The sequence below is a fragment of the Tomitella biformata AHU 1821 genome (assembly GCF_000524475.1).
Lineage (GTDB): Bacteria > Actinomycetota > Actinomycetes > Mycobacteriales > Mycobacteriaceae > Tomitella > Tomitella biformata.
This window is the reverse complement of sequence record NZ_BAVQ01000009.1, coordinates 1-21,464: the sequence shown is the minus strand read 5'-3', so window position 1 is coordinate 21,464 and position 21,464 is coordinate 1. Positions and strand designations below refer to the sequence as shown.

Annotated in this window: 20 protein-coding genes; 13 read left to right on the top strand and 7 right to left on the bottom strand. The window is 65.9% G+C overall.

What is annotated here, in order from left to right; genetic code table 11:
* Positions 1–14: 14 nt before the first annotated feature.
* The 6 genes from TBIF_RS05835 (at position 15) to TBIF_RS05810 (ending at position 7,356) form a co-directional block, all read left to right on the top strand.
* Positions 15–1,643 carry an MFS transporter gene (locus TBIF_RS05835; RefSeq protein ID WP_084611564.1) on the top strand — a complete coding sequence of 543 codons (1,629 nt, stop codon included), beginning with the start codon at positions 15–17 and terminating at the stop codon, positions 1,641–1,643.
* Between the two features lie 205 nt (positions 1,644–1,848).
* Positions 1,849–2,880 (top strand): ABC transporter substrate-binding protein, encoded by a 1,032-nt coding sequence (locus tag TBIF_RS05830; RefSeq protein ID WP_024793914.1) that lies wholly within the window; start codon positions 1,849–1,851, stop codon positions 2,878–2,880.
* Positions 2,877–3,701: an SDR family NAD(P)-dependent oxidoreductase gene (locus tag TBIF_RS05825; RefSeq protein ID WP_024793913.1), complete on the top strand. Its 825-nt coding sequence runs from the start codon at positions 2,877–2,879 to the stop codon at positions 3,699–3,701. The genes TBIF_RS05830 and TBIF_RS05825 overlap by 4 nt, the downstream gene beginning before the upstream one ends.
* Positions 3,698–4,852: an ABC transporter ATP-binding protein gene (locus TBIF_RS05820; RefSeq protein ID WP_024793912.1), complete on the top strand. Its 1,155-nt coding sequence runs from the start codon at positions 3,698–3,700 to the stop codon at positions 4,850–4,852. Before TBIF_RS05825 ends, TBIF_RS05820 begins: the two co-directional genes overlap by 4 nt.
* A gap of 5 nt (positions 4,853–4,857) precedes the next feature.
* Entirely contained in the window at positions 4,858–6,582 is a 1,725-nt protein-coding gene (locus tag TBIF_RS05815; RefSeq protein WP_372435165.1) for an ABC transporter permease, read from the top strand.
* Between the two features lie 9 nt (positions 6,583–6,591).
* Positions 6,592–7,356, top strand: coding sequence for an SDR family NAD(P)-dependent oxidoreductase (locus TBIF_RS05810; protein ID WP_024793910.1), 765 nt, complete (start codon positions 6,592–6,594; stop codon positions 7,354–7,356).
* Positions 7,357–7,374: 18 nt separating this feature from the next.
* Here the strand turns inward: TBIF_RS05810 and TBIF_RS05805 are convergent, their stop codons facing one another.
* On the bottom strand, positions 7,375–8,436 hold the full coding sequence (locus TBIF_RS05805; RefSeq protein ID WP_038170010.1) for an NAD(P)-dependent alcohol dehydrogenase: 1,062 nt from the start codon (positions 8,434–8,436) through the stop codon (positions 7,375–7,377).
* A gap of 109 nt (positions 8,437–8,545) precedes the next feature.
* Between TBIF_RS05805 and TBIF_RS05800 the strand changes: the two genes are divergently transcribed.
* From TBIF_RS05800 to TBIF_RS05780, 5 genes are read left to right on the top strand one after another with little or no spacing between them, the layout of a single operon-like run.
* The gene (locus TBIF_RS05800) at positions 8,546–9,589 is read left to right on the top strand and encodes an ABC transporter substrate-binding protein (RefSeq protein WP_084611563.1); all 1,044 of its coding nucleotides are present in this window, start codon (positions 8,546–8,548) and stop codon (positions 9,587–9,589) included.
* Positions 9,590–9,641: 52 nt separating this feature from the next.
* Entirely contained in the window at positions 9,642–10,967 is a 1,326-nt protein-coding gene (locus tag TBIF_RS05795; RefSeq protein WP_024793907.1) for an FAD-binding protein, read from the top strand.
* Complete coding sequence (locus TBIF_RS05790) at positions 10,967–11,998, top strand: ABC transporter substrate-binding protein (protein WP_024793906.1); 1,032 nt, start codon at positions 10,967–10,969, stop codon at positions 11,996–11,998. The genes TBIF_RS05795 and TBIF_RS05790 overlap by 1 nt, the downstream gene beginning before the upstream one ends.
* Before the next feature lie 29 nt (positions 11,999–12,027).
* Positions 12,028–12,813 (top strand): SDR family NAD(P)-dependent oxidoreductase, encoded by a 786-nt coding sequence (locus TBIF_RS05785; RefSeq protein WP_235174528.1) that lies wholly within the window; start codon positions 12,028–12,030, stop codon positions 12,811–12,813.
* Positions 12,814–12,841: 28 nt separating this feature from the next.
* Positions 12,842–13,876 (top strand): NADP-dependent oxidoreductase, encoded by a 1,035-nt coding sequence (locus TBIF_RS05780; RefSeq protein WP_038170005.1) that lies wholly within the window; start codon positions 12,842–12,844, stop codon positions 13,874–13,876.
* Positions 13,877–13,959: 83 nt separating this feature from the next.
* Here TBIF_RS05780 and TBIF_RS05775 read toward each other — a convergent pair whose 3' ends face one another.
* Positions 13,960–14,586, bottom strand: a complete 627-nt coding sequence (locus TBIF_RS05775) for a TetR/AcrR family transcriptional regulator (RefSeq protein ID WP_024793903.1) — start codon at positions 14,584–14,586, stop codon at positions 13,960–13,962.
* 51 nt (positions 14,587–14,637) lie between these two features.
* Positions 14,638–15,795, bottom strand: coding sequence for an acyl-CoA dehydrogenase family protein (locus tag TBIF_RS05770; protein WP_024793902.1), 1,158 nt, complete (start codon positions 15,793–15,795; stop codon positions 14,638–14,640).
* A gap of 237 nt (positions 15,796–16,032) precedes the next feature.
* Between TBIF_RS05770 and TBIF_RS05765 the strand changes: the two genes are divergently transcribed.
* Positions 16,033–17,967, top strand: a complete 1,935-nt coding sequence (locus tag TBIF_RS05765) for an oxidoreductase (RefSeq protein WP_024793901.1) — start codon at positions 16,033–16,035, stop codon at positions 17,965–17,967.
* Positions 17,968–18,028: 61 nt separating this feature from the next.
* Here TBIF_RS05765 and TBIF_RS26430 read toward each other — a convergent pair whose 3' ends face one another.
* Together TBIF_RS26430 and TBIF_RS24365 are read right to left on the bottom strand one after the other, a co-directional pair.
* Positions 18,029–18,163 (bottom strand): DUF8730 family Cys-rich protein, encoded by a 135-nt coding sequence (locus TBIF_RS26430; RefSeq protein WP_268746896.1) that lies wholly within the window; start codon positions 18,161–18,163, stop codon positions 18,029–18,031.
* A gap of 147 nt (positions 18,164–18,310) precedes the next feature.
* The gene (locus TBIF_RS24365) at positions 18,311–18,871 is read right to left on the bottom strand and encodes a 2'-5' RNA ligase family protein (RefSeq protein ID WP_051461374.1); all 561 of its coding nucleotides are present in this window, start codon (positions 18,869–18,871) and stop codon (positions 18,311–18,313) included.
* Between the two features lie 58 nt (positions 18,872–18,929).
* Between TBIF_RS24365 and TBIF_RS05745 the strand changes: the two genes are divergently transcribed.
* Positions 18,930–20,384, top strand: a complete 1,455-nt coding sequence (locus TBIF_RS05745; protein WP_024793899.1) for a CYTH and CHAD domain-containing protein — start codon at positions 18,930–18,932, stop codon at positions 20,382–20,384.
* A 10-nt stretch (positions 20,385–20,394) separates the two neighbouring features.
* Here the strand turns inward: TBIF_RS05745 and TBIF_RS05740 are convergent, their stop codons facing one another.
* The gene (locus tag TBIF_RS05740; RefSeq protein WP_024793898.1) at positions 20,395–20,883 is read right to left on the bottom strand and encodes an SRPBCC family protein; all 489 of its coding nucleotides are present in this window, start codon (positions 20,881–20,883) and stop codon (positions 20,395–20,397) included.
* Between the two features lie 14 nt (positions 20,884–20,897).
* Positions 20,898–21,230: an ArsR/SmtB family transcription factor gene (locus TBIF_RS05735; RefSeq protein WP_024793897.1), complete on the bottom strand. Its 333-nt coding sequence runs from the start codon at positions 21,228–21,230 to the stop codon at positions 20,898–20,900.
* Between the last annotated feature and the right edge of the window lie 234 nt (positions 21,231–21,464).

The window sequence follows — 21,464 nt, the reverse complement described above, 5'->3', positions numbered from 1 at the left end:
AGGCCGGCTCCGCGATGAGCGGGGGTCAAGTGGGGTTGTTCGCGCCGTTGCGGGTGCGTCGTTTCCGGCTCCTGGTCCCCGTTGAGCTCGGCATTTCCGTGGGCGTCTGGATCATCGTCCTTGCGGCGCAGTGGATTCTCACCGTGGGGGGCGAGTCTGCGACCGTCGTCGCCACGGTTCAGGTGGCCGCGAGCCTGCCCTTCTTCCTCCTCGGCCTGCCGATCGGCGCTGTGGCGGATGTGGTCGGGCACCGGCTGCTGCTCGTTTCCGCGTCGGTGGCGCTGGCGGGGATCTCGGCGGTAGCCGCGATCTTGGCTACGCTGGACGTGGTCGGGGTCGCCGTGCTTATGTCCACGGTATTCGTGGCCGGCGCGGGTCTGGCGACCATGGCGATCGTCTGGCAGGCGCTGCTGCCCCATCTTGTCGACCGGCCGCTGATGGCTGTGGTGCCAGCGCTCGATGGCGCCGTCTTCAACGGTGCGCGCGCGGTGGGGCCGGTGATCGGCGGGGCGATCCTGGCGACGTTCGGCACCTCGGCCACATTTGTGGCGGTCGCCGTGGTGTTCGCGGTGTGCGCCGCGATCGCCGCCTGGCAGGTGCCGCGCGACTCGGGGCGAGGGCGCGCGCCCGACTCCTGGACCCAGCACATTGCGACGGCAACCCGATTCATCCGGCACTCGAGCTGGATGCGCACTCTGCTGCTCTTGATGGTCGCGTTTGGAGTGCCGTCTAGCGCGCTGTGGGCGCTGCTCCCGATAGTTGCGAATGAGCGATTGCATGCGACCACCTTCGAATTCGGGCTGGTCTCCGGTGCCATCGGGATCGGCGCAGTGATGGGGACCTTGCTGCTGATGCCGTTGCGTCGCCGCTTGTCCTGGAATTCGTTTGTGGCGCTTGGCGCCATCGCCTACGCCGTTGTGTTGGCGGGCATGGCGGTGATCCCCTCGGTTCCAGGTGTGTCTGGGCTGATGGTGGTGGCGGGCGCCGCTTGGGTGGCGGTGCAGAGCACGTGGATGGTGGCGGCGCACCATGTGGTGCCGGCGTGGATTCGGGCGCAAGTGCTCGGGATCCTGATCGTGACCGGGCAGGCGGTGCAGGCCGCCGGCGCCATGACTTGGGGCCTCGTGGCGGACTGGCTTGGACTGGTGCCAGCGCTGTTCATCAGCGCGGTTTTGATGGGCGCCGCCAGCGCGACCTTCCTCCGAGTTCGGATTCGTGGCGGCGACGAGCTGGTGCCGGAGCCCGCGGGCAGCTCCGACCCGGAGTGGGACCGGGTGGCTGACTCCGATATGCGTGGCCGGAGGGCGGGAGTGGAGACGCGCTATGTGGTCCGACCGGATCGGCGTGCCGAGTTCGTCCGGGATATGCGCGAGGTTCGGCTATCGCGGCTCCGGCTCGGAGCCGTGGATTGCGTCGTTTGGGAGGACATGAGCGACCCAGGGACGTTTGTGGAGCTCTCCACCTTCCATGTCTGGGATGACTTTCTGGCCCAAGAACGGGATCGGTTGACCATCCCGGAAGGCCGGGTTAGGGCTCGATTGGCCGGGCACCTCGTCGAGGACTCCACGCGTCGATTCCTCATGGAGCCAACGGGTTTCGGCCGCATTCGAGCGCCTCGCCGCCGGTTGCGACGCCAGCGCTGAGGGGTTGGCCGCAGGGGGTGTTTATGGCCTCCAAGCTGGTGATTGACATCACAACATGACCACGTTAGAGTCCTGAACTGAGATCGGTTCACTGACCTGGGGTGGGACCCAGAGGATTGCCGACTGGACGACCCGCACATGCAGTTCGGGGGGACCGCCTGTCGCCGAGGGCCGTACGACAGCCACGAAAGGAACGTAAAACATGATGAAGTTATCGCGTGCGGTGACAGCGTTGCTGTCGGCCGCCGTCGTCCTTGGAGTCTCGGCGTGCAGCAGCGGTGGTGGTGCTACTGCTCCCGTGGATGGCAGCTGGGACGAGATCGTCGCGGCAGCCAACGAAGAGGGCGAGGTGATGCTCTATTCAAGCCAGAAGCCGGCGAACCTGGAAGCGCTCAAGGCGGCCTTCGAGTCCGAATACCCCGAGATCACGATGAGTTTCGTGCGGGGGACCGACCCGGAGATCAACCCACGGGTGGAGACCGAGAATAAGACCGGGAAGGGCATCGCCGACGTCCACATGCTCACGGACGCGGCGTGGATCGACATCGCGGCGAAGTCCGGGACCTACTCCACGGACCTGGTGGCTCCGAATCTGGATGCACCCGAGTACGACCGGTCAGCCAGCGTGATCGATGACAAGTTCGCCCTGACCAGCGCGGCGGTGTTCGCGCTCGGCTGGAACACCGACGCGGTCCCAGACGGGCTCAGCAAGCCGGAGGACATCATCAACCCTGCCTACAGCGGCAAGATCGGGATCGTCAACCCGACCGGGATCGCCTCCTACGTGGACATGTACCGCTTCTACGCGGACACCTACGGGCAGGACTTCTGGAGCCAGGTCGCCGAGCTCGGCCCCCGCGTCTACCCGAGCGCACTAGGCGTCGCGCAGGCGCTGACCTCCGGTGAGATCTCAGTGGCGCCCTCAGTCCAGCCCCTCGTCACCGAAGTGGACAGTGGCGCGCCCGTCGATTGGGCGCTGCCGTCCTCGCCGTGGGGCACCCCGTGGTACACCCAAGTCCTCAATGTCGCGCCGCATCCCAACGCCGCGCAGGTGCTCGTCAACTTCATGTTGGGCCAAGAGGGCCAGACCGCGCTGAACTCCGGCTACGCCGCTGTGTTGCCAGATATCCCCGGCGCTGTGGCCCGGGCCCAGGAGATCACGATGCCGAACACCGCCGACCTCACTCCGGACAAGGTCCGCGAGTACTCGCAGCAGTGGTCCGAGGTGTTCCAGTGACCTCATCCGAAGTCTCCGGCGGTCCGGCCGGAGTGGCGCCCGCGGGCGGCCTGCGCGGGGTCGGCGTGCTCGTGACCGGCGCGGCAAACGGCATCGGGGCGGCGACGGCGGCTTTGCTGGCCAGCGAGGGCGCGCTTGTGTACCCCACCGACATCGATGAGGAGCAGGGGCGTCGCACCGCGGCGGAGTTCGGAGCCGCAGATCGATTCCGAGTCCTAGACGTGCGAGATGAGCAATCGTGGGATGCGGCCGTGGACCAGATGGCAGCGGATGGGGCTCCGCTGACGGTCTTGGTGAACTCGGCAGGGGCGGCGATGAAGGCGCCCCTGGCGGAGACCTCGCTCGAGTCCTTCCGACGAATGATCGACCTCAACCTGGTGGGCACCTTCCTCGGTGTGCGGTCAGCCGCGCGCCACATGGTGCCGGGCGGCGCGGTGGTGAACATCTCCTCGCTCCGCGGCGTGCTGGCCACTGCGGAGCTCGGCGCGTATGGCGCGGCTAAGTTCGGGGTACGGGCCCTAAGTCGAGTGGCTGCAATTGAGTTGGCGCACAAGGGAATTAGAGTAAACAGCGTGTGCCCTGGCAGCATCGAGACCGGTATCACCGACTTACCAGATTTTGCTGCGGACGATGTGGAAGCCTATGTGCGCAGCATCCCGCTCCAGCGCCGCGGATCGCCAGGCGAGGTGGCAGAGGCGATCCTGTTCCTGGTCGATCGTCGCAGCAGCTATGTCAACGGTGTGGACCTCCTAGTCGACGGTGGAACCGCCGCAGGCGTGCATACCTCGAAGAAGAAGAAGAACGCGGAGAGCGGGAAATGACTACGCAATTCACAGTAAATGGCCTGGTTAAGAAGTATGGCGACAACGTGGTTGTCGACAATCTGGACCTCCCCATCGAGGACGGGGAATTCCTCGTCCTCCTCGGGCCCAGCGGATGTGGGAAGACCACGACGCTCAGGTGCCTCGCTGGCCTGGAGACACCGCAGGGCGGCGAGATCACCTTCAAGGGGCAGAAGATGTTCGATGCCGCCGCGAACGTTGACGTGCCGGCGCACAAGCGCAACATCGGCATGGTCTTCCAGTCGTATGCGCTCTGGCCACACATGACCGTGCGCAGAAACATCGGCTACCCGCTCAAGGTCCGGAAGATGCGGTCGGAGATGCGCGACGGCTCGGTCGAGACGGCCGCCGCGATGGTCGACTGCGAGGGCCTCTTGGACCGCTTCCCGTCGCAGCTCAGTGGTGGCCAGCAGCAGCGCGTCGCCGTGGCGCGGGGACTGGTCGCCAAGCCGGATCTGGTGTTGTTCGATGAGCCGCTCAGCAACCTCGATGCGAGGCTGCGGGACCAAGTGCGGTCGCAGATCCACCGGCTCCACCAGCAGCTGGGGTTCACCGCAGTGTTCGTCACCCACGATCAGTCTGAGGCGTTCGCGCTCGGTGACCGAGTGGCGATCATGAAGTCCGGGAAGATCGAGCAGTACGAGGCTCCCGAGGCCGTGTTCGAGAACCCGGTATCCGAGTACGTGGCGGCCTTCATCGGTATGTCCAACCGGATTGAACTCCGCCGTGGGCCCCACGGGTGGGAGACAGCTGCTGGGGACCAGGTGGACCTCAGCCGTGCGGTGGTCCGCGGGGTTCCCGACCGCGCTGACGCGGCGATTGGGCGTTTGCGTCCCGACGACGTCTCCCTGCACGCTTCCGCCTCCGAGGTGCCCGCAGGGAATGTGGCCCTGCACGCGGAACTCGTCGACTACGAGTACGGGGGCCGCTACTACGACGTCACCGTCCGAAGCGGCGCCGACAAGCTCATCCTGCGAGCCCCGGCCGTCGAGCACAGCGCCACGCTGAAGAAGAGCCAGACCGGTGACCCCATGGTGGTGAGTTTCTCGCCGTCAGCTCTGCGCGTATTCGCCCCTGACGTCGACGGCGCCGTGGACTCCGTGTCCAGCGGAGCCGGAGGCCACGCATGAGCACCATGGCGCCAGCAGCGTCCGCGACGCCGACAACGCCACCAGCCCCCACCGGGTTCCGGACGTTCTCCGTGTCGGCGCACTGGCGTGCGCGGATCGGCTACAGCATTCTCTTGGCGGTGCTGGCATACCTCGTAGTCGTGCCGATGGTCCGGCTGCAGATCTTGGCGTTCGAGGACGGCGCCCAGGGATATAAGAGCCAGTACGGCCGGTTCGATATCGCGGAGACCATCTGGACCACTGTGGCATTGGCGTTGGGCTCCTTGGTGATTGCCATGGTCCTCGGAACGCTGCTCGCCTTTGCCGCGAGCCGGTTGCCCGATCGCATGGGATTCCTGCGGGTGATCCCGATCATGCCGATCGTGATGCCCGCCGTCGCGAACATCGTCGGCTGGGCCTTCCTGCTCTCGCCGGGCCCGGGGTACCTCAATGTGATCCTGCGGAAGATCATGTGGTGGAGCGATAGCGATACCGGCCCCATCGACGTGTACACGGTGCCGTGGATCATCATCCTCACCGGTTTTGGGCTGACGTCCTTCGTCTATCTGTTCGTCAGCGCCGGTATGCAGAACATCAGCAGCGAGCATCTGGAGGCCGCGCAGATCAGCGGCTCCTCCACCGTCGGGGTCTTCTTCCGCGTGGTCTTGCCGCTGCTGCGCCCGTCTCTGGTCTACGGCGGCGGAATCGCGTTCCTGCTCGGCCTTGGACAGTTCACCGGCCCCCTGCTGCTCGGACAGAACAACGGCGTCAACGTGCTCACCACCGACATGTTCCGAAGAGTGTCGGAATCGCCCTCAGACTTCGCTGCCGCGGCTGCCGCGGGATCTCCGCTGGTGATCTTCGGCATCGTGTTGGTCCTGGTGCAAAAATACCTGCTGGGAAACCAGAGTCGCTTCGTCACGCACGGCGGCAAAGCCTTCGCGCCATCCGGTGGCCGTGCGCGCTGGGCAAGCGTCACCATCATGGTGTTCGCGCTATTCGCCCTGGTGATTCCCATTATCGGTCTGGTCATCGTGTCTCTGACGCCATACTGGTCGAGCTCACTGTCCTGGAGCCTGCTGACGCTCGACAACTTCCGGGCGCTGGTGGACGATCCGGCCGTCATGGAATCGGTGATCACCAGCGTGGTCACCTCGCTCGGTGCCGTGGCCGTGTGTGTGCCGATCGGCTACATGCTGGCGAACCTTCTGGTGCGCGGTCGGCGTTTCAAGATTCTCAGCCTGATCGGCGACCTGATGGCCTCGCTGCCGCTGGGTATCCCGGCCGTGATCTTCGGCGTGGGGTTCCTGCTCACCTACACCGAGCCGCCGCTGATCCTCTACGGGACTCGCACAGTGATCATCCTGGTCTACATCGTCTTGATGCTGCCGTTCGCAACTCGAATGCAGATGACGGCGATGCTGTCGCTGGGCAATGCCTATACCGAGGCGTCCGCCACCAGCGGGGCCTCGCCGATGGTGACCAACCTGCGCATCATGCTCCCGCTGATGCGGCCGGCGATTCTAGGTGCGGTGGCGCTGATGTTCATCCTGCTCACGCACGAGTTCGCCGCCTCCCTGCTAGTGCGGGCATCGACCACCCAGGTCATGGGGACACTGCTCTATGACATGTGGCAGAACGGCTCCTATCCGCTGGTCGCAGCCATGGCGCTCCTGATGACCGCGGTGACCAGCATCGGCGTAATCCTGGCCATGCTGGTTGGTGGCCGCAACGTGCTCAGCAAGCTATAGGAGGACCAGATGGCAGTAGGCGAGACTCGACTAGAGGGAAAGGTGGCGCTGGTCACCGGCGCCACCGGTGGGCTGGGGGGCGAAATCGCCCGCCGCCTGGCTCAGGAGGGCGCTGCGGTTGTGGCCACCGACCTGGTCGGCACACCGATCGACGACCTCATCGCGGGCCTGCCCGGTCACGCGCGGCACTACGGTGCGACATTGGATATCTCGAGTGAGGACGAGTGGGCGGGCGTGATCGCGGCCGTCATGGACAAATACTCCACACTCGATGTGCTGATCAACAACGCCGCCGCAGGCAGCCTCGCAAGCGTTGTGGACGAGGAGCTCGAGACGTACCAAAAGGTCATCGATATCAGCCAAACCGGCACCTGGCTTGGGATGAAGCATGCCGGGGCGGCGATCGAGGAGACCGGTGGGGGCTCGGTCGTCAACATCTGCTCGATCCTGGGCTCCGTCGGCGGTTTGGGCAACAGCCTGGCTTATGCCGCCGCGAAGGGCGCGGTGCGCACGATGACCAAGAACGCTGCACTCCATTGGGCGCAGAAGGGCGTGCGCGTGAACTCGGTGCACCCTGGGTTCATCGGCACAGACCAGTTGATGGAGCGGTATGAGGGCACAGATCGCCATGCGGCGATGCTCGCGAACACTCCGATGGGGCGGCTGGGCAAGGCGGAGGACATCGCCGCCGCGGTGGCCTACCTTGCCGGTGACGACGCACGGTACGTCACCGGCAGCGAGCTGTATGTCGACGGAGGCTGGACCTGCGCCTAGAGCGTAGAAATTGGAGCGTTACAACTCCAGTGGCGGGGGAATCACTACGGCACGGCCACTGATGTGGCCGTGCCGTAGCTCTCGGTACACCTCCACAGCGTCAATGAGGTCGAACGTGGTGGAGGTGACCTCGAGCTCGCGGCGTTGCGCGAGGTCCACCACCGCTGCGAGGTCGCCCGCCGAACCCCAGAACGGGGCGCTCACGGACCAGCCCGTGGCCAGCCCGAGATCCTTGGACACGGCCAATTGGCCGCCGGCGCTGCCCACGGCGACCAATCGTCCGCCCGGTGCCAAGGCGGACAGCCCGTCCTCCAGGGTGCGCTGAGAGCCAACGAAATCGAACACGACATCGGCGAGATTTCCGCCGAGCCCCGCGGACAGTGTGGTGGCCGCGCTATGCGCGCCAAGGCTCCGGGCCAGGCTGAGCGCGTCGTCGTGGGTGTCGACCGCGACGATCTGCCCGACGCCCATGGTCCGGAGGATCTGCACCGCCATGTGGCCAAGGCCGCCCACGCCGACGACCGCGCACACGGAGTTGTGGTCGAGTAGCGCGCGGTGCTCGGAGATCGCGTGGTAGGCGGTCAGACCCGCGTCCGCCAGGGGCGCGGAACGCACGGGGTCGAGGTCGCCGGTGTTCACGAGATGGCGCGCGTGCGGGACCAGCATGGCTTGGGCCAGGCCGCCGTCGTGGCCCAGGCCGTTGCCCAGCGGGAGCCGGCGGCCGTTGGCGTCGACGCCGAGACACAGGCAGTAGTTCTCCCGACCCCGAAGGCAGTTCCGGCAGGCTCCGCAGCCCCAGATGCCATGGACCACAACGGAGTCGCCGATCCTGGCATGGTCAGCGTCGGGCCCCGCCTCGACAACCGTGCCGGCGACCTCGTGTCCCAGAGTCATTGGCAGTGAGTAGGCGAATTTCCCGGGCGCAGTATCCATCACGTGCAGGTCGGACCTGCAGAGCCCGGCGGCGCCGACAGCGATCAGCAGTTCGGTGCCCGTGGGTGTGGGGACAGGCACTTCCCGCGCAGTGGGCTCGCTGCCCCACTCGGTCAACTGCACGGCAAGCATGTTTCGGGACGCCATTGGTGCCCTTCTTTCGGCTAGGAGGCTGCGGGTCAGGTCAGTGAGTGATTGACACCACACCGGCCGGTCGATTAGTTTGAACTGAAATCAGTTTACCAAGGAGGGTCTTGTGCGCAAGCGTATTCGGCGGATCGCAGGAGCTCTTGGCGCGGTGGTAGCGGTTGCGGCCGCAGCCGCTTGCAGTTCCGCAGCCGAGACCGCGTCTGGGCCGGTGGCCGGGAGCTGGGCGGACGTTGTGGCGGCGGCGGAGCAGGAGGGCAGCGTCTATCTGTACTCGACGCAGCATCCGGACAATCTGCAGTTGCTGAAGGAGGCGTTCGAGTCGGCGTATCCGGGCATCTCCATGGAGTTCACCCGGGGTACCGATGTCGAGATCAACCCGCGGGTGGAGACGGAGCAGCGGACGGGGAAGGGCACCGCGGATGTGCACATGACCTCAGATCCGGCGTGGACCACGCGGGCGGCGGAGTCCGGCGATTACTCGTTGAACCTCGTGGGGCCGGCCTTTGACAACCCCGTGTATGAGCGTGATCGCAGCGTCCTTGATGACAAACTGTTCCTCACGAGTGCGGCCGTCATGGCGCTCGGGTGGAACACCGAGCTACTCCCTGGGGGACTCGAAACGCCGCAGGATCTGCTGACCGAGTCCTTGCGCGGAAAGATCGGCGTGGTCAATCCGTCCGGATTCGCGGCGGTGATCGACCAATTCCAGTTCTTCGACCAGAACTGGGGCAGTGACTTCAATGAACGCCTGGCCGCGCTGGCTCCGCGTATCTATCCGAGCTCACTCGGTATCGCGCAGGCTCTGAACTCCGGCGAGATCGTGGCCACCCCGATGGTGCAGCCGCTGGTGCGGGAGCAGGCCACGGGCGCGCCCGTCGGCTGGACGCTGCCGGAACCAGCCTGGGGCACGCCCTGGTACAGCCATGTGCTCGCGGCCGCACCGCACCCCAACGCGGCCCAGGTCTTGGCGAACTTCATGGTGACACCGGAGGGCCAGGAAGCGCTCTCCGCCGGCTATGCGTCCGCGCTGCCCGATATCCCCGGCGCGGTCGCGCGCGCACAAGACACCCCGATCCCGGACATCGATGCTCTGACGCCCGAGGCGGTGACGAAGTTTCAGCAGCAGTGGGGCCAGATGTTTATTCAGTAGTGGAAGACCTGTAAAGACCAGCTAAAGGACGGTAATGGGTAGTCAACAGAGCATGAACAGGTATGACCTCGTGGTGGTCGGAGCAGGCATGGCTGGGTTGACCGCGGCCGCGCGCGCGGCGACGGCCGGGCAGTCTGTGCTGGTGGTGGAGATTGGCGGCGAGGTTGGCGGATCGGCGCGGTACGCCGGTTACGCGTGGACCGCGCCCGATCGGGAGGTGATGGACCGCGCGAACCCGGCTGGCGATGAGACCCTCCGGCACGCGTTGGTGGACGGCTTCGACGAGGGTGTGCAATGGATCGCGTCGATGGGGGTCGAGGTGGGCGCCTCCCAGCGCATCCTTGACTTTGGCGGGCGCGGTCATAAATTCGACACCAACCAGTACGTTGACAACTGCCGGCGGAAGACGCTTGATGCAGGCGGGGCTGTCTGGCTCGAGACGACTGTGGACGGCCTACTCACTGACGACGGCGTCGTCACCGGTATTGCGGTGACCCGGGCGGGCGTGGCGCAAGACGTGCTGGCGGACCACGTCCTGCTCGCCACCGGCGGGTTCCAGGGCAGCCCGGAGTTATTGACGGAGCTGCTGGGGCCGGCGGCGGCGCAGATGCCGCTGCGCTCGAACCCCCGCAGCACGGGGACTGGCTATCGGCTAGGGGTTGCGGCGGGTGCAGCAACCGGATTCGAGAATGCGGGCTTCTACGGCCATCTGATCCCCAGCGGCGTCGCATTCACCGACGCGGACTTCGTCGACCTCTCGCTCTACTACAGCGAGCACGCGCTGCTGTTCAACCTCGCCAACGAGCGCTTCACCGATGAGACGCTCGGGGACCACCTCACCACCATGGAGCTGCTCGACCAACCCGAGTCGCGGGGCCTGCTCATCGCCGATGAGCGCGTCTACCAGCAGTGGATGCTCGGCTCGTACGTCGACGGTGCCGTCGCCGTCGACAAGTTCGCGCTGGCCAGCAAGCGGGGTGGGCGGGTCGGGAAGGCTGAGACGCTCTCCGAGCTGGCCTATCTTCCGGAGGAATGGGGCTACGACGGGACCGCGATCGCCACGGCCATCGAAGAGTTCAACGCCCAGGTCGCCACTGGCGAACCGACGCCCGGGCGTCTGCGTGACCGGGAACCGCTCACCACCCCGCCGTACTACGTCATTGAGACCATTCCGGCGATCACCTTCCCCTTCCAGGGACTCCGCATCGACAAAAACGCTCGGGTCTTGACCGATCTCGGCGATCCGATTCCAGGCCTGCTAGCGGCAGGCTCAGACACCGGCGGACTGTGGCGCCGCGCATACGCGGGCGGTATCGCCTCTGCGCTCGTCTTCGGTCTCGCCGCAGCCAACACATCAATTGCAGGAAAGGCATCATAATGAACGCTGGAAAAATTCGGCTTCTGGCCGTCATGGCAGTGACCGCGGTGGCCGTTGCCGCCTGCGGCGGTTCCACTGGGACCACCGGCCCCGTCGAGGGCAGCTGGGAGGACGTCGTTGCCGCTGCCAATAACGAGGGCAAGGTGACGATCTACTCGACCCAGGCTGCCCCCAGGCTGGCAGCACTCGAGACGGCTTTCGAGACGGCCTACCCGGAGATCGACCTCGAAGTGGTCCGCGGCGTCGACTCCGACCTCCTGGCGAAAATGGACGCCGAGACCCGTTCGGGTAAGGGCATCGGCGACGTCGCCGTCATCACCGACGTCTCGTGGATGCAAGCCAACGCGGACTCCGATGTCGCGGCCTCGATCATCGGCCCCGACTTCGACAATCCCGAATACAATCGCGCCACCAGCATCGTCGACGATCGGTTCTTCCTTGAGGGCGCGGTCATCCTGGGCCTGGGCTGGAACACGGACTTGCTGCCGAACGGCATTGAGGAGCCCGCAGACCTACTGGATCCGGCGCTAAAGGACAAGGTCGGCATCGTCAATCCCGCGACGTCCCCGACCTACCTTGACTACTACTCGCATATCGAGGCCAACTATGGCGGTCGGGAATACCTCACCGACCTGGCCGCGCAGGAGCCGCGGATCTACCCCAGCAACCAGCCGCTCGGACAGGCACTGGCATCAGGCGAGATCAGCGCCGGGCTGATGGCTGACCCGATGCTTCCCTCCAAGGAGGCCGGAGCTCCGGTCGAGTGGACCGCTGGCGAGCACATTTGGGGTGCCAAGTGGTACGGACTGGTGATGGGGACCTCCCCGCACCCGAACGCGGCCCAGGTATTGGCGAACTTCATGGTGACCGTGCCCGGCCAGGAAGCGACCTCCGTGGGGTATGCCTCCGTTCTTCCCGGAGTGACGGGGTCACTGGCCGCTGCGCAGGAAGTTCCAGATCAGAACCTCGAAGTAACCGTCGGTGAGGGCGCTCAGCGCTACCGCACCGAACTAGAGACACTCTTCCGCTAAGTGTCACTGGCCGCACTAGGGAGATATCAGTGAAGGATCAGTTCGCGGGAAAAGTTTGCCTTGTCACCGGGGCTGGCTCGGGGATCGGGGCCGCGACATGCGGACTGTTGGCCGCGCGTGGAGCCGAGCACATCTATGCCGTAGACATCGCGCACGGCACAGCGGAGGCAACCTCCAGCAAACTAGAGCGGGCCACCGCCCTGGGCGTAGATGTCGGAGACCCGGCACAGGTGGACCGCGCGATCGATGAGGCGGTCCAGGCGTCGGGCCGAATCGACGTCATCGTGCATGCGGCCGGGGTGGACGATCCCGAGAGCAAGAAGTGGATCTACGAGGCAGCCGAATCCGGGGCACCGGTGGACGTGCTGAGCCGGCTATCCGACGAGGCGTGGCGGCGCGTTATGCGCGTCAACCTCGACGGGACCTTCCATCTGCTCCGCGCCGGTGCCCGAGTGATGCGGGGAAGCGGCGGCGCGATTGTGACAGTTGGCTCGTCGTCGGCCTTCGACACTCTCACGGGCTATCCGCACTATGCCGCGTCTAAGTCCGGCGTGCATGCGCTGAGCCAGGCAGCGGCAAAAGAGTTGCTGCCGTATGGAATTCGGGTCAACGTGGTGGCGCCTGGGCCAGTTGATACGGGGATGGCTGCGCGCACGCCGGCGCACCTGCGGGCGGCGATGGAGGCTGGGCCGGCCAGAGGTTATGCGACGGCCGAGGAGATCGCCGAGTCGATCCTCTACTTGGCTTCTCCGGCCGCCGCGAATGTGGTTGGAGCGATTCTGTTGACCAACGGCGGACAGTTCACCGTCGCGTGATTCGGCTGCGGCCGCGAAAGGTGGAGCAATGAGTCTGGACGGCAATCAGATGCTGCGGCTCCGCCGTCGGCCGCATGGCCGATTGGCCGAGGGCGACTTGGAGGTCGTTGACGCGGCAATTCCGGAACCGGCCGCAGGCGAGGTGCTCGTCCGCAACCTATGGCTATCGGTCGACCCCTCGATACGGATCCGGCTGGCGGCGGCCACGCCTCCGGGCTACCTCCCGCCAGTGGGCTTGAACGAGCCGTTGCCCGGCTTGGCCTTGGGCGCGGTGGTCGAAAGTCGTTGCGATGGATTCGAAGTGGGGGACATCGTCTCCCACATGCACGGTTTCAGAGAGTATGCAGTTGTCGGGGGCGCCGGTTCGCTGGGAGGCTACGGCGCTCTCGCCAAGGTGCGCCCCGGCAGCCTCCCCCTGGAATGGTTCCTGGGGCCGCTGGGGAGCTCGGGGCTCACGGCCTACGCCGGATTGGTCGGGGTGCTTGCGGTCCAGCCCGGCGATGTCGTCTGGGTGTCGGCGGCCGCAGGGGCGGTGGGCAGCATCGCCGCCCAATTAGCGAAACTACGAGGCTGCCGGGTGATCGGCTCCGCGGGCGGCCAGCAGAAGCTGGACTATCTGACCGGTGAACTCGGGTTGTCTGACGTGTTCGACTATCGCAGCGAGTCCATTGATGAGGCGCTCCGCCGCCTTGCGCCCAGCGGTATCGACAAGTACTTCGACAACGTCGGCGCGGGGCACCTGACTGCGGCGGTGGGAAACCTACGGCATGGCGGGAGAATAGCGCTGTGCGGGGCGGTCTCCGAATACGACGGATCAACTCCCGACCCGGGGCCGTCGAAGCTGTTCCAGCTGGTCGCCAAAGAGGCCAGCATGCAGGGATTTCGCGCCGGCTCATTCCTGCATCTCGAGGCAGAGATGCAGGCGGAGATCGGTGCGCACCTCGCCGAGAAGCGCCTGTCCTGGCGGAGCACGGTGTTCTCTGGCGTGGCGGCGGCGCCCGCAGCGTTGGTCTCGATGTTGAACGGAAGCCACGTGGGCAAGACCCTGTGCCGGATCGAATAACGATGGGCATGGTCTAGCCGGGGCTCGGTGCTGGAATTTCGCGTGCCGCCGAAGTGGGTTACCCCAGTAGGCGGCACGCGAAATTAGGCTCGCACCATTCGAACGACTGCGTCGGAGACGGAGTCGATCAGTTCATCGAGGGGCATCGGACCCCCGGGCCGGTACCAGCGCCACACGCTGACCAGAACACCCAGCACTAATCTCGCACTCACCCGCGGATCGATATCGGCGTTGAAGGTCCCGTCGTCCATCCCGCTCTTCAGCAGATTCGTCCAATTTCGTTCGATCTCGGCCACGAGTTCACGTGAGTGCAGACGTTCTGCCTCTTCTTTTTCGGACTGGCGCGGGGAGGCCAGGATGTCCATGTGATTCTGGAGAATGCGGCGCTGCAGAGCATCGATGGGGGATCCGTGGAGCGATGCGGCTACTGCAGACCGGAGCATCTCCTCAGAGTCAGCGATTCCCTCTGTCCCAGTGGTGAATCTCGCGGCTGAATCGGTGAGCTCCAACTGCATGATGGTCAGCAGGCAGTGCGCCTTCGACTCGAAGTAGTGGTACAGCGCAGTTTGCCCGATGCCCACCTCGCCGGCGATGGACGCCCACTTGGTGTGCTCGTATCCGACCTCGCCGAACTGTTCGATGGCGGCGGTCAGGATAGAGGCCCGCTTGGATCGTGGCCCCTCTTTACGCACCTCAGGTGCCACGGACATCTGCTCTCCTTCGTGTAGATCGATGCAAGTGTACCCACAAGTAACTTGAAGTCAGGTCAAATCGCTGTTCTTGGCGAGGCCAAGGTGCCGGGCGATCTCTCGCCGATGCGAGGTCGCGTCGCCGTACAAGGATTCGTTGGTCAGCACGCGCCGGTAGTAGCTATGCACCGGATGCTCCCACGTGAATCCGATCCCGCCGTGGAGTTGGATTGACTCGGCGGCAATATGCTGCGCCGCCTCCGCGCACACAGCCCCGGCCGTGGCGGCCGCAAGATGGGCGGTGGACGGGTCGTAGTCGAAATGGGCGGCGGCGTAGAGCGCCGCCGATCGCGCGCGCTCAACGCTCAGGAGCATGTCTGCGAGGCGGTGCTTGATCGCCTGAAATGAGGCGATGGGCCGGTCGAACTGCTTGCGTGATCGGGTGTACTCACAGGTCATCTCGAAAAGGCGGTCGCAGATCCCGACATTCTCGGCCGCGAGCGCGATCACCGCGCGATTTCGGAGGGTCGTTATCTCCGCCTCGGTCTGCGTGCCGAGAGACAACGCGATCGCGGCGGTCGAGGAGAACGAGATCGAGGTCAGCGGTCGGGTTGGATCAATCGACTCATGACGCTGCCTATCCAAGTGCGAGTCCGAGCCCACCGCGAAAAGGCCCCGGCCCGAGCTCGTCTCGGCGGAGACCACGAGGATGTCCGCCAAGTGCCCGCCTGGCACATTATGGGCCGTGCCGGTGAGTCGCCAGCCGTCGGCCTCGGGGGCGGCCTCGATGGCGTCCGAATTGCGGCTCAGCGCGCTGGCCGCGACGACGAGTTGCCCGCTCAGCGCGCCAGACAGCATCGGCTCGAGCGTCGAATCCTGTCCAAGCAGCAGCGCCGGCACGCCGATGGCAGCGGAGCCGAGCACCGGTTCCGGTCGCAGCTCACGGCCGCACTCCTCGATGACTGCCGAGAGGTAGGCGACGCCGTACCCCAGCCCGCCAGATGATTCCGGGACGGCGATCGTGTTGATCGACATCGAGTCGGCGAGTAGGGACCACAGCTCAACTGAGTACCCAGGCTCCAGTTCGGCGAGCTGGCGGATCTGCTCGATTCCATCTTGTGCCGCTAAGAGCGAGCGCACGGCTTCCCGCAGATCGGTCTCTTCTGTGGTCGGTACCACTGGAACCACACTGGAGATGCTCGCCGATATGTCGATATCTAGGACTGTCATGGTGTGGACTCCATCCTCTGTGGCCATTGACCAGAATCGAACTCACTTTAGTTTGCCTGCTCGGGGCCTGTCAACGTCGCTGCGATTGCGTTGGCCGCGGCCATGCTGCGGTGTGCGCTGCGAGCCGAGGCTGTCTACGCGCTTTCGCGATCCTTGCCTCGCGGGTGCCGGTGGGCCTACGCTCAATGAAGCAGAACTGAACTCAGTACGGTATTGCGGCATCGCGAAAGGTCCAGTATGAGCACCGAATTCCCCCGCCTTTTCTCACCTCTTCAGGTGGGCGGGATGACCTTGAAGAACCGCCTGGTGGCGCTACCCGCGGGCACCAGCATGGTCGATCATGGCATTCCCACCCTGGGGGACACCGGCCACTTCGAGCGGCTCGCTGCCGGGGGCGTCGGCCTGATCATCGGCGGGGCCACCGTGGTGCATCCGACGACAACGCTGCGGTCGAGGAAGCTGGTGGAGGCCTACTTAGACGAATTCGTGCCGTCCACGGCGGCCAAGGTTGAGGTCATCCATCGACACGGTGCACGGTTCGTGGGGCAACTGTGCCACCTTGGGCGCGAGTTCATCGGCGGCGAGTCGGAGGCGGCACCGGTCGCGCCATCGCCGATCAAGACCGTGCGGGATGCCTATCCGCCGCATGAGCTGACCGTGCGCGAGATCGAGGGCATTGTTGAGGGATGGCGGGTCTCCACCGAGAATCTGGTCAAAGCAGGTGCTGACGGGGTGGAGATCCACGCCGCGCACGGCTACCTCCCGGCGCAATTCATGTCCTCGTTGACGAACCGGCGCAGCGACGACTTCGGCGGTTCGTTTGAGAACCGGATGCGGTTTATGCGAATGGTGATGGAGGCTATGCGCTCGGTGATGCCAGTGGGCTTCGCTCTTGGCGTCCGGCTCAGCGGCGAAGAGGAGATTCCCGGTGGCATGGGTATCGAAGACTGCGTGCGGATCGCGGAGAACCTGACGGACCTCGGGGTGGACTACTTCAGCATCACCCATGGCACACGCGGCAAATACGTCAAGGACTCCACCAATCCCGACGCCGTCGCTGTGCCCTCCGCGTCTCGGGTGCGGGCGGCGACCGGGGTGACGACGCTGGTCGGTCAGCGGATCCGCGACGCCGCGACCGCCGAACACGCCATCAAGTCCGGACACGCTGACTTGGTGGGCATGGCCAGGGCGCTGATCGCTGACCCTGATCTGCCGGTGAAGTCGGAGACTGGCCGACTGGGCGAGATCCGAGGATGCCTGGGGATCAACCAGGACTGCCGAGCCTTCGACCCGCACCTGCATTGCGCGGTCAATGCTGAGGTAGGGCGGGGGCGGCACGCGGGAGTGGGGATCAAGGCTCCGCACGCCAAGGAGGTCTACATCATCGGCGGTGGCCCTGCCGGGATGGAGGCCGCCAGGGTGGCCGCCGGGCGAGGTCACCAAGTGACACTGTTCGAGAAGGAGATCGAGCTCGGCGGTGCGGCGCGGATCGCGGCCGCGTCCCCCCACCGGGCGGCGTTCATCGATGCCATCGATTACCTGGAACGCGAGCTCAGGCGCCTCAAAGTTGATGTGAATCTGGCGGCGGGTATCGAGGTCGATGACATTGCCGAGATCCGATCCACAGCGGACCACATCGTGCTCGCCACCGGCTCCCGGCCAGCGAGCCCGCCAACCCAGCTGAGCGGGCGTCCCACAGCGAGCGTCGATGATGTCCTGCTGGGGAGCCTTCCGGAGGTTCAAGGGAAACGCGCTCTCGTATACGACGAGGGCGACGGATTTTGGCCCGCCTACAGCGCGGCCGAGGCATTGGCCCGTAATGGTTGGCAGGTCACCTTCGCCACGGCGCTGACGGCGCTGGCATCGAGGGTACCTGCGGAGAGCGCGGGGCCGTTGTTGTCTCGACTGGGCGAGGCCGGCGTCGAGCTCCGAGTCGGACACTCATTGATAGTGCCCGATAATCCGGCAGACACTCTGGTGCTGAGGCCACTGTTCGGTGTCGGGGACATCGAGACCGGGTCTGTGCTTACGGTTTGGCATCAGCCGCGAATCCCGGTGACGCCGTTCGATATGGAGGTCGGCGATGGTGTGAGCGTGATCGGAGATTGTGTGTCTCCGAGACGTTTGAGCCACGCAATCGCAGAGGGGTACCGCGCTGGCGCAGAAATTTAAGCCTGGATTGGTCGCCGCCCATCGAGGGTCTTGACGTTAGCAACGTCCCCAGGGACGACAACTAGCCGACGGGGACGGGGTTCTCGCAGGCGCAGCGCTGCTGCTCGGCGACATTGACCATGACCTCGTCAACGTGCTCGCCGCAGCCGGCCCAGGTCGTCTTCGCGCAGGCCGAGCAGGGAACGGGGTAGCACATGGAGATCTCCTCAGATTGGGACAGACGACCCCAACAATACGTACGAGGTGTGGTGGGCGTAGATGCGGTTGCTCACATGGGGGCAGGACGGTCCGCTCTCCTTCGAGCCGATCACCGGGACACCCGGCCTGAAGATCATGACGGCGTTCAAGGAGTTCGCGGAGGCCCCGGTGTAGGCGCCAGGGGAAACCGGGCGAGCGGGTCGTACCGCGACCGCCCGTCCGGGCCCCCGGCCAGGACCGACTCGTACAGCCAGACCTCCTCCACCGGCCACTCGTGCGTGGGCAGCGCGGCAATCGTGGCGAGCGCGGCGGCCGTATCCACGGACTCGCGGACCCGGGCGAGGGTCAAGTGCCCGACGGCGTCCGCTCGGGCCCCGACGGCGACCCGCACTGCGCGCAGTGCGGTCTGATCCGCCTCGATTGCGCCCCGCGCAGCCATCCACAGGGTGTAGCCGCGTCGGGCCTGGAATGAGCCCGCCCCGCCGATCCGCAACCGGAATGCTCGGTGGCCGGCGACGGCCGAGCCCAGCCGCGTGATGAGCTCTGGCACGTCCGCGCAGGCAGGCTCGAATACCAGAGTGACGTGCATGTTCGGCGCCGGAGTCCAGCGGACGTCCGAGGCGGCGGCGAGACGTCGGGCCAGGTCTTCGCGCACGGCCAAGGGCGGAACGATTGCCGCGAACACTCGCCTGATGGGCCGCTCCATGATTCCAGGCTAGCTGCGAGTCCAAGACCCTTTATGAGTTCTCGCGCAGAATAGATGGATGGCGACGACGCAGATCGAGCGAGAAGACAAATACGAGGTGGGGCGCAAGTTTGTCCGCCCGGCTCTCGATGGGCTACTCCCCGCGGGTGGCCGAATCGAGGAGGCCACGGTCAACCTCGACAGCGCCTATTACGACACCGCGGACCTCGATTTGCTGCGCCAGCGCATCACACTGCGCCGACGGACTGGGGATGCCGATGTCGGGTGGCAGCTGAAAGTTCCCGCAGACAAGGCGCGCACGGAGATCCGGGTGCTCTTGGGCGAGGGCGATGCAGTGCCCGACGAGTTGGGGAGCCTGGTCTCGGGTGTGGCCCTCGGCAAGTGTGTGCGCCCGGTGGCCACTCTGACGACGGTGCGGCGCACGACGCGTCTCCACGGCCGCGACGGGCGACTGCTGGCCGAGGTTGCCGACGACCGAGTGCGAGCGACCGTCACAGGTGACGGCGCTGTCGCCAGCGAGTGGCGCGAGGTGGAGGTCGAACTTGGCGAGGATGCGGACGCGAGGGTGCTGAGGGCGATCGGCAAACGCCTCATCCGGGCCGGCGCGCGGCCATCGCGGCATCCGTCGAAACTGAGCCGGGCGCTCGGGGACCACCACGATGGGGTCAGCGCTGCGGGCGCGAGCGCCACAACGGTGGCGGCGCTCACCCGCTACCTGGAGGCGCAGGTCCAGGCGATCGTGGCTGGCGATGTGTGGTTCCGCCGGGGTCTGGACGCAGTGCACTCCACGCGGGTTGGGGCCCGACGCCTCCGCAGCACGCTGCGGGTATTCGGCCCATTGCTTGATCCCGGCGAATCAGCGGGGCTCGACACGGAGTTGTCCTGGTATGCAGGGCTGCTCGGTGAGGTGCGCGACCGCCAAGTGCAACGGAAGCGGTTCGCGAAGGCGTTGACGGACCTCCCCGCCGAGTTGGTGCTGGGGCCGGTGTCCGCCCGGATCGAGAGCGATCTACTTGCTGAGCAGATCCGGCGCCAGGACGAGGTGCGCATCGCCCTCGACGGGGACCGCTATCGGGCGCTGCTGGCGGCGTTGGCCAGGTGGCGGACAGTCCCGCCGTTGGTCATGGCGGCGGCGCGAGATCCCGACGGGATCGGACGGCATGCGCGACGGGCCGATCGGCAGGCGGTCCGCCGGGTGGCCGCGGCGGCGGCGAGCGGCGGCGACGCCGACCTGCACCGCGCCCGCAAAGCGGCCAAGCGCGCCCGCTACGCCTACGAGCTCGCCGCGCCCGTCCTTGGCGGGGCGAGGAAAAAGGTCGCCCGGTTCAAGGTGCTCCAGCAGGTGCTTGGTGAGCACCAGGACAGCGTCGTCGCCGCGAGAACGCTCCGAATCCTCGGGGCCCGCGCAGACGTGGCGCCGGGCGAGAACGGCTTCACCTTCGGCCTGCTCTACGGACTCGAGTTGCAGCGGGCGCGGCAGGCCCGCGCGGACGCTGCTCGGTTGGCCATCTGATTGGCGGCGCTTAGCCCTCGGTCAGGATCGCGTCGATCTGGCCCATCGCCTCCGTCATGCCCTCCTCCATACCCATCTCGATGACCTGCTCGAACTGCTCGGTCGTGGCGAACGTGCTGACGATGGACATTCGCGTCTTGGCGCCGGACGCCTCCAGGGCAACGGCGGCGTGGATGGTGGGCATCGCCGGATCGGGCTCGCCGTCCTCGCCGGCGAATCCGTCGTCGAACTCGAGGCTGTGGGGGCCGTCGATGGCGGTCATCCGCCACCAGCCGGGTGCCTTCTCGCCCTCGGGGCCGGTCATGAAGTAGCGGGACTCGCCGCCGACGGTGAAGTCGTGGCGGGCGAACGTCGCCGGCCACGTCGGCGGACCCCACCAACGCTCGAGCTTGCGCGGGTCCGCCCAGATCTGCCAGACGCGCTCGATGGTCGCGTCGAACTCCGCGACGATCGTCATGCGCAAGGCGGCGAGGTCCTTCTTCGAACTGATGACAGTCATGATGAAATCCCTTCTCAATCTTCGGCGAGGACGTCGGCGATCTGCTGTAGGCGATGGCCCCACAGCTGCTCATAGGCGTCGAGCAGCGTGGCGGCCTTGCGGAGGGCGGCCATGTTGCCATGCACGATCTGCTCCCTCCCCCGGCGCTGCTTGGTGATGAGCGAGGCCCGTTGCAGCACCGCCACGTGTTTTTGCACCGCGGCGAAACTCATGTCGTAGTGCTGGGCGAGGGTGGAGACGGACTGCTCGTTCTGGATGACCCGGGTGACGATGTCGCGGCGGGTGGCGTCCGCGAGGGCTTGGAAAATTCGATCCACCTCGGCGTCGCTCAACTCAAGTGCAACCATAAGGTTGTACGTTACCCCGGGGTGCGGAGCTGCGCAATGGCCCGCGGGATCGCCGCAACCTTGTCGGACTTAGGTTAGGCTCACCTCGCTCTGTCTCGCGGGAGGTGGAGCTATCCCGAACCCCCACGGCGAAAGCGAGCGCGATGCGTGCGATCAGAATGGCTTATATCGTTTTGGTGTTGGGTTTTCCCAGCTCGACGGCCCGCTAGGGTCGAAGGTGGGAGAGGTCTGGTG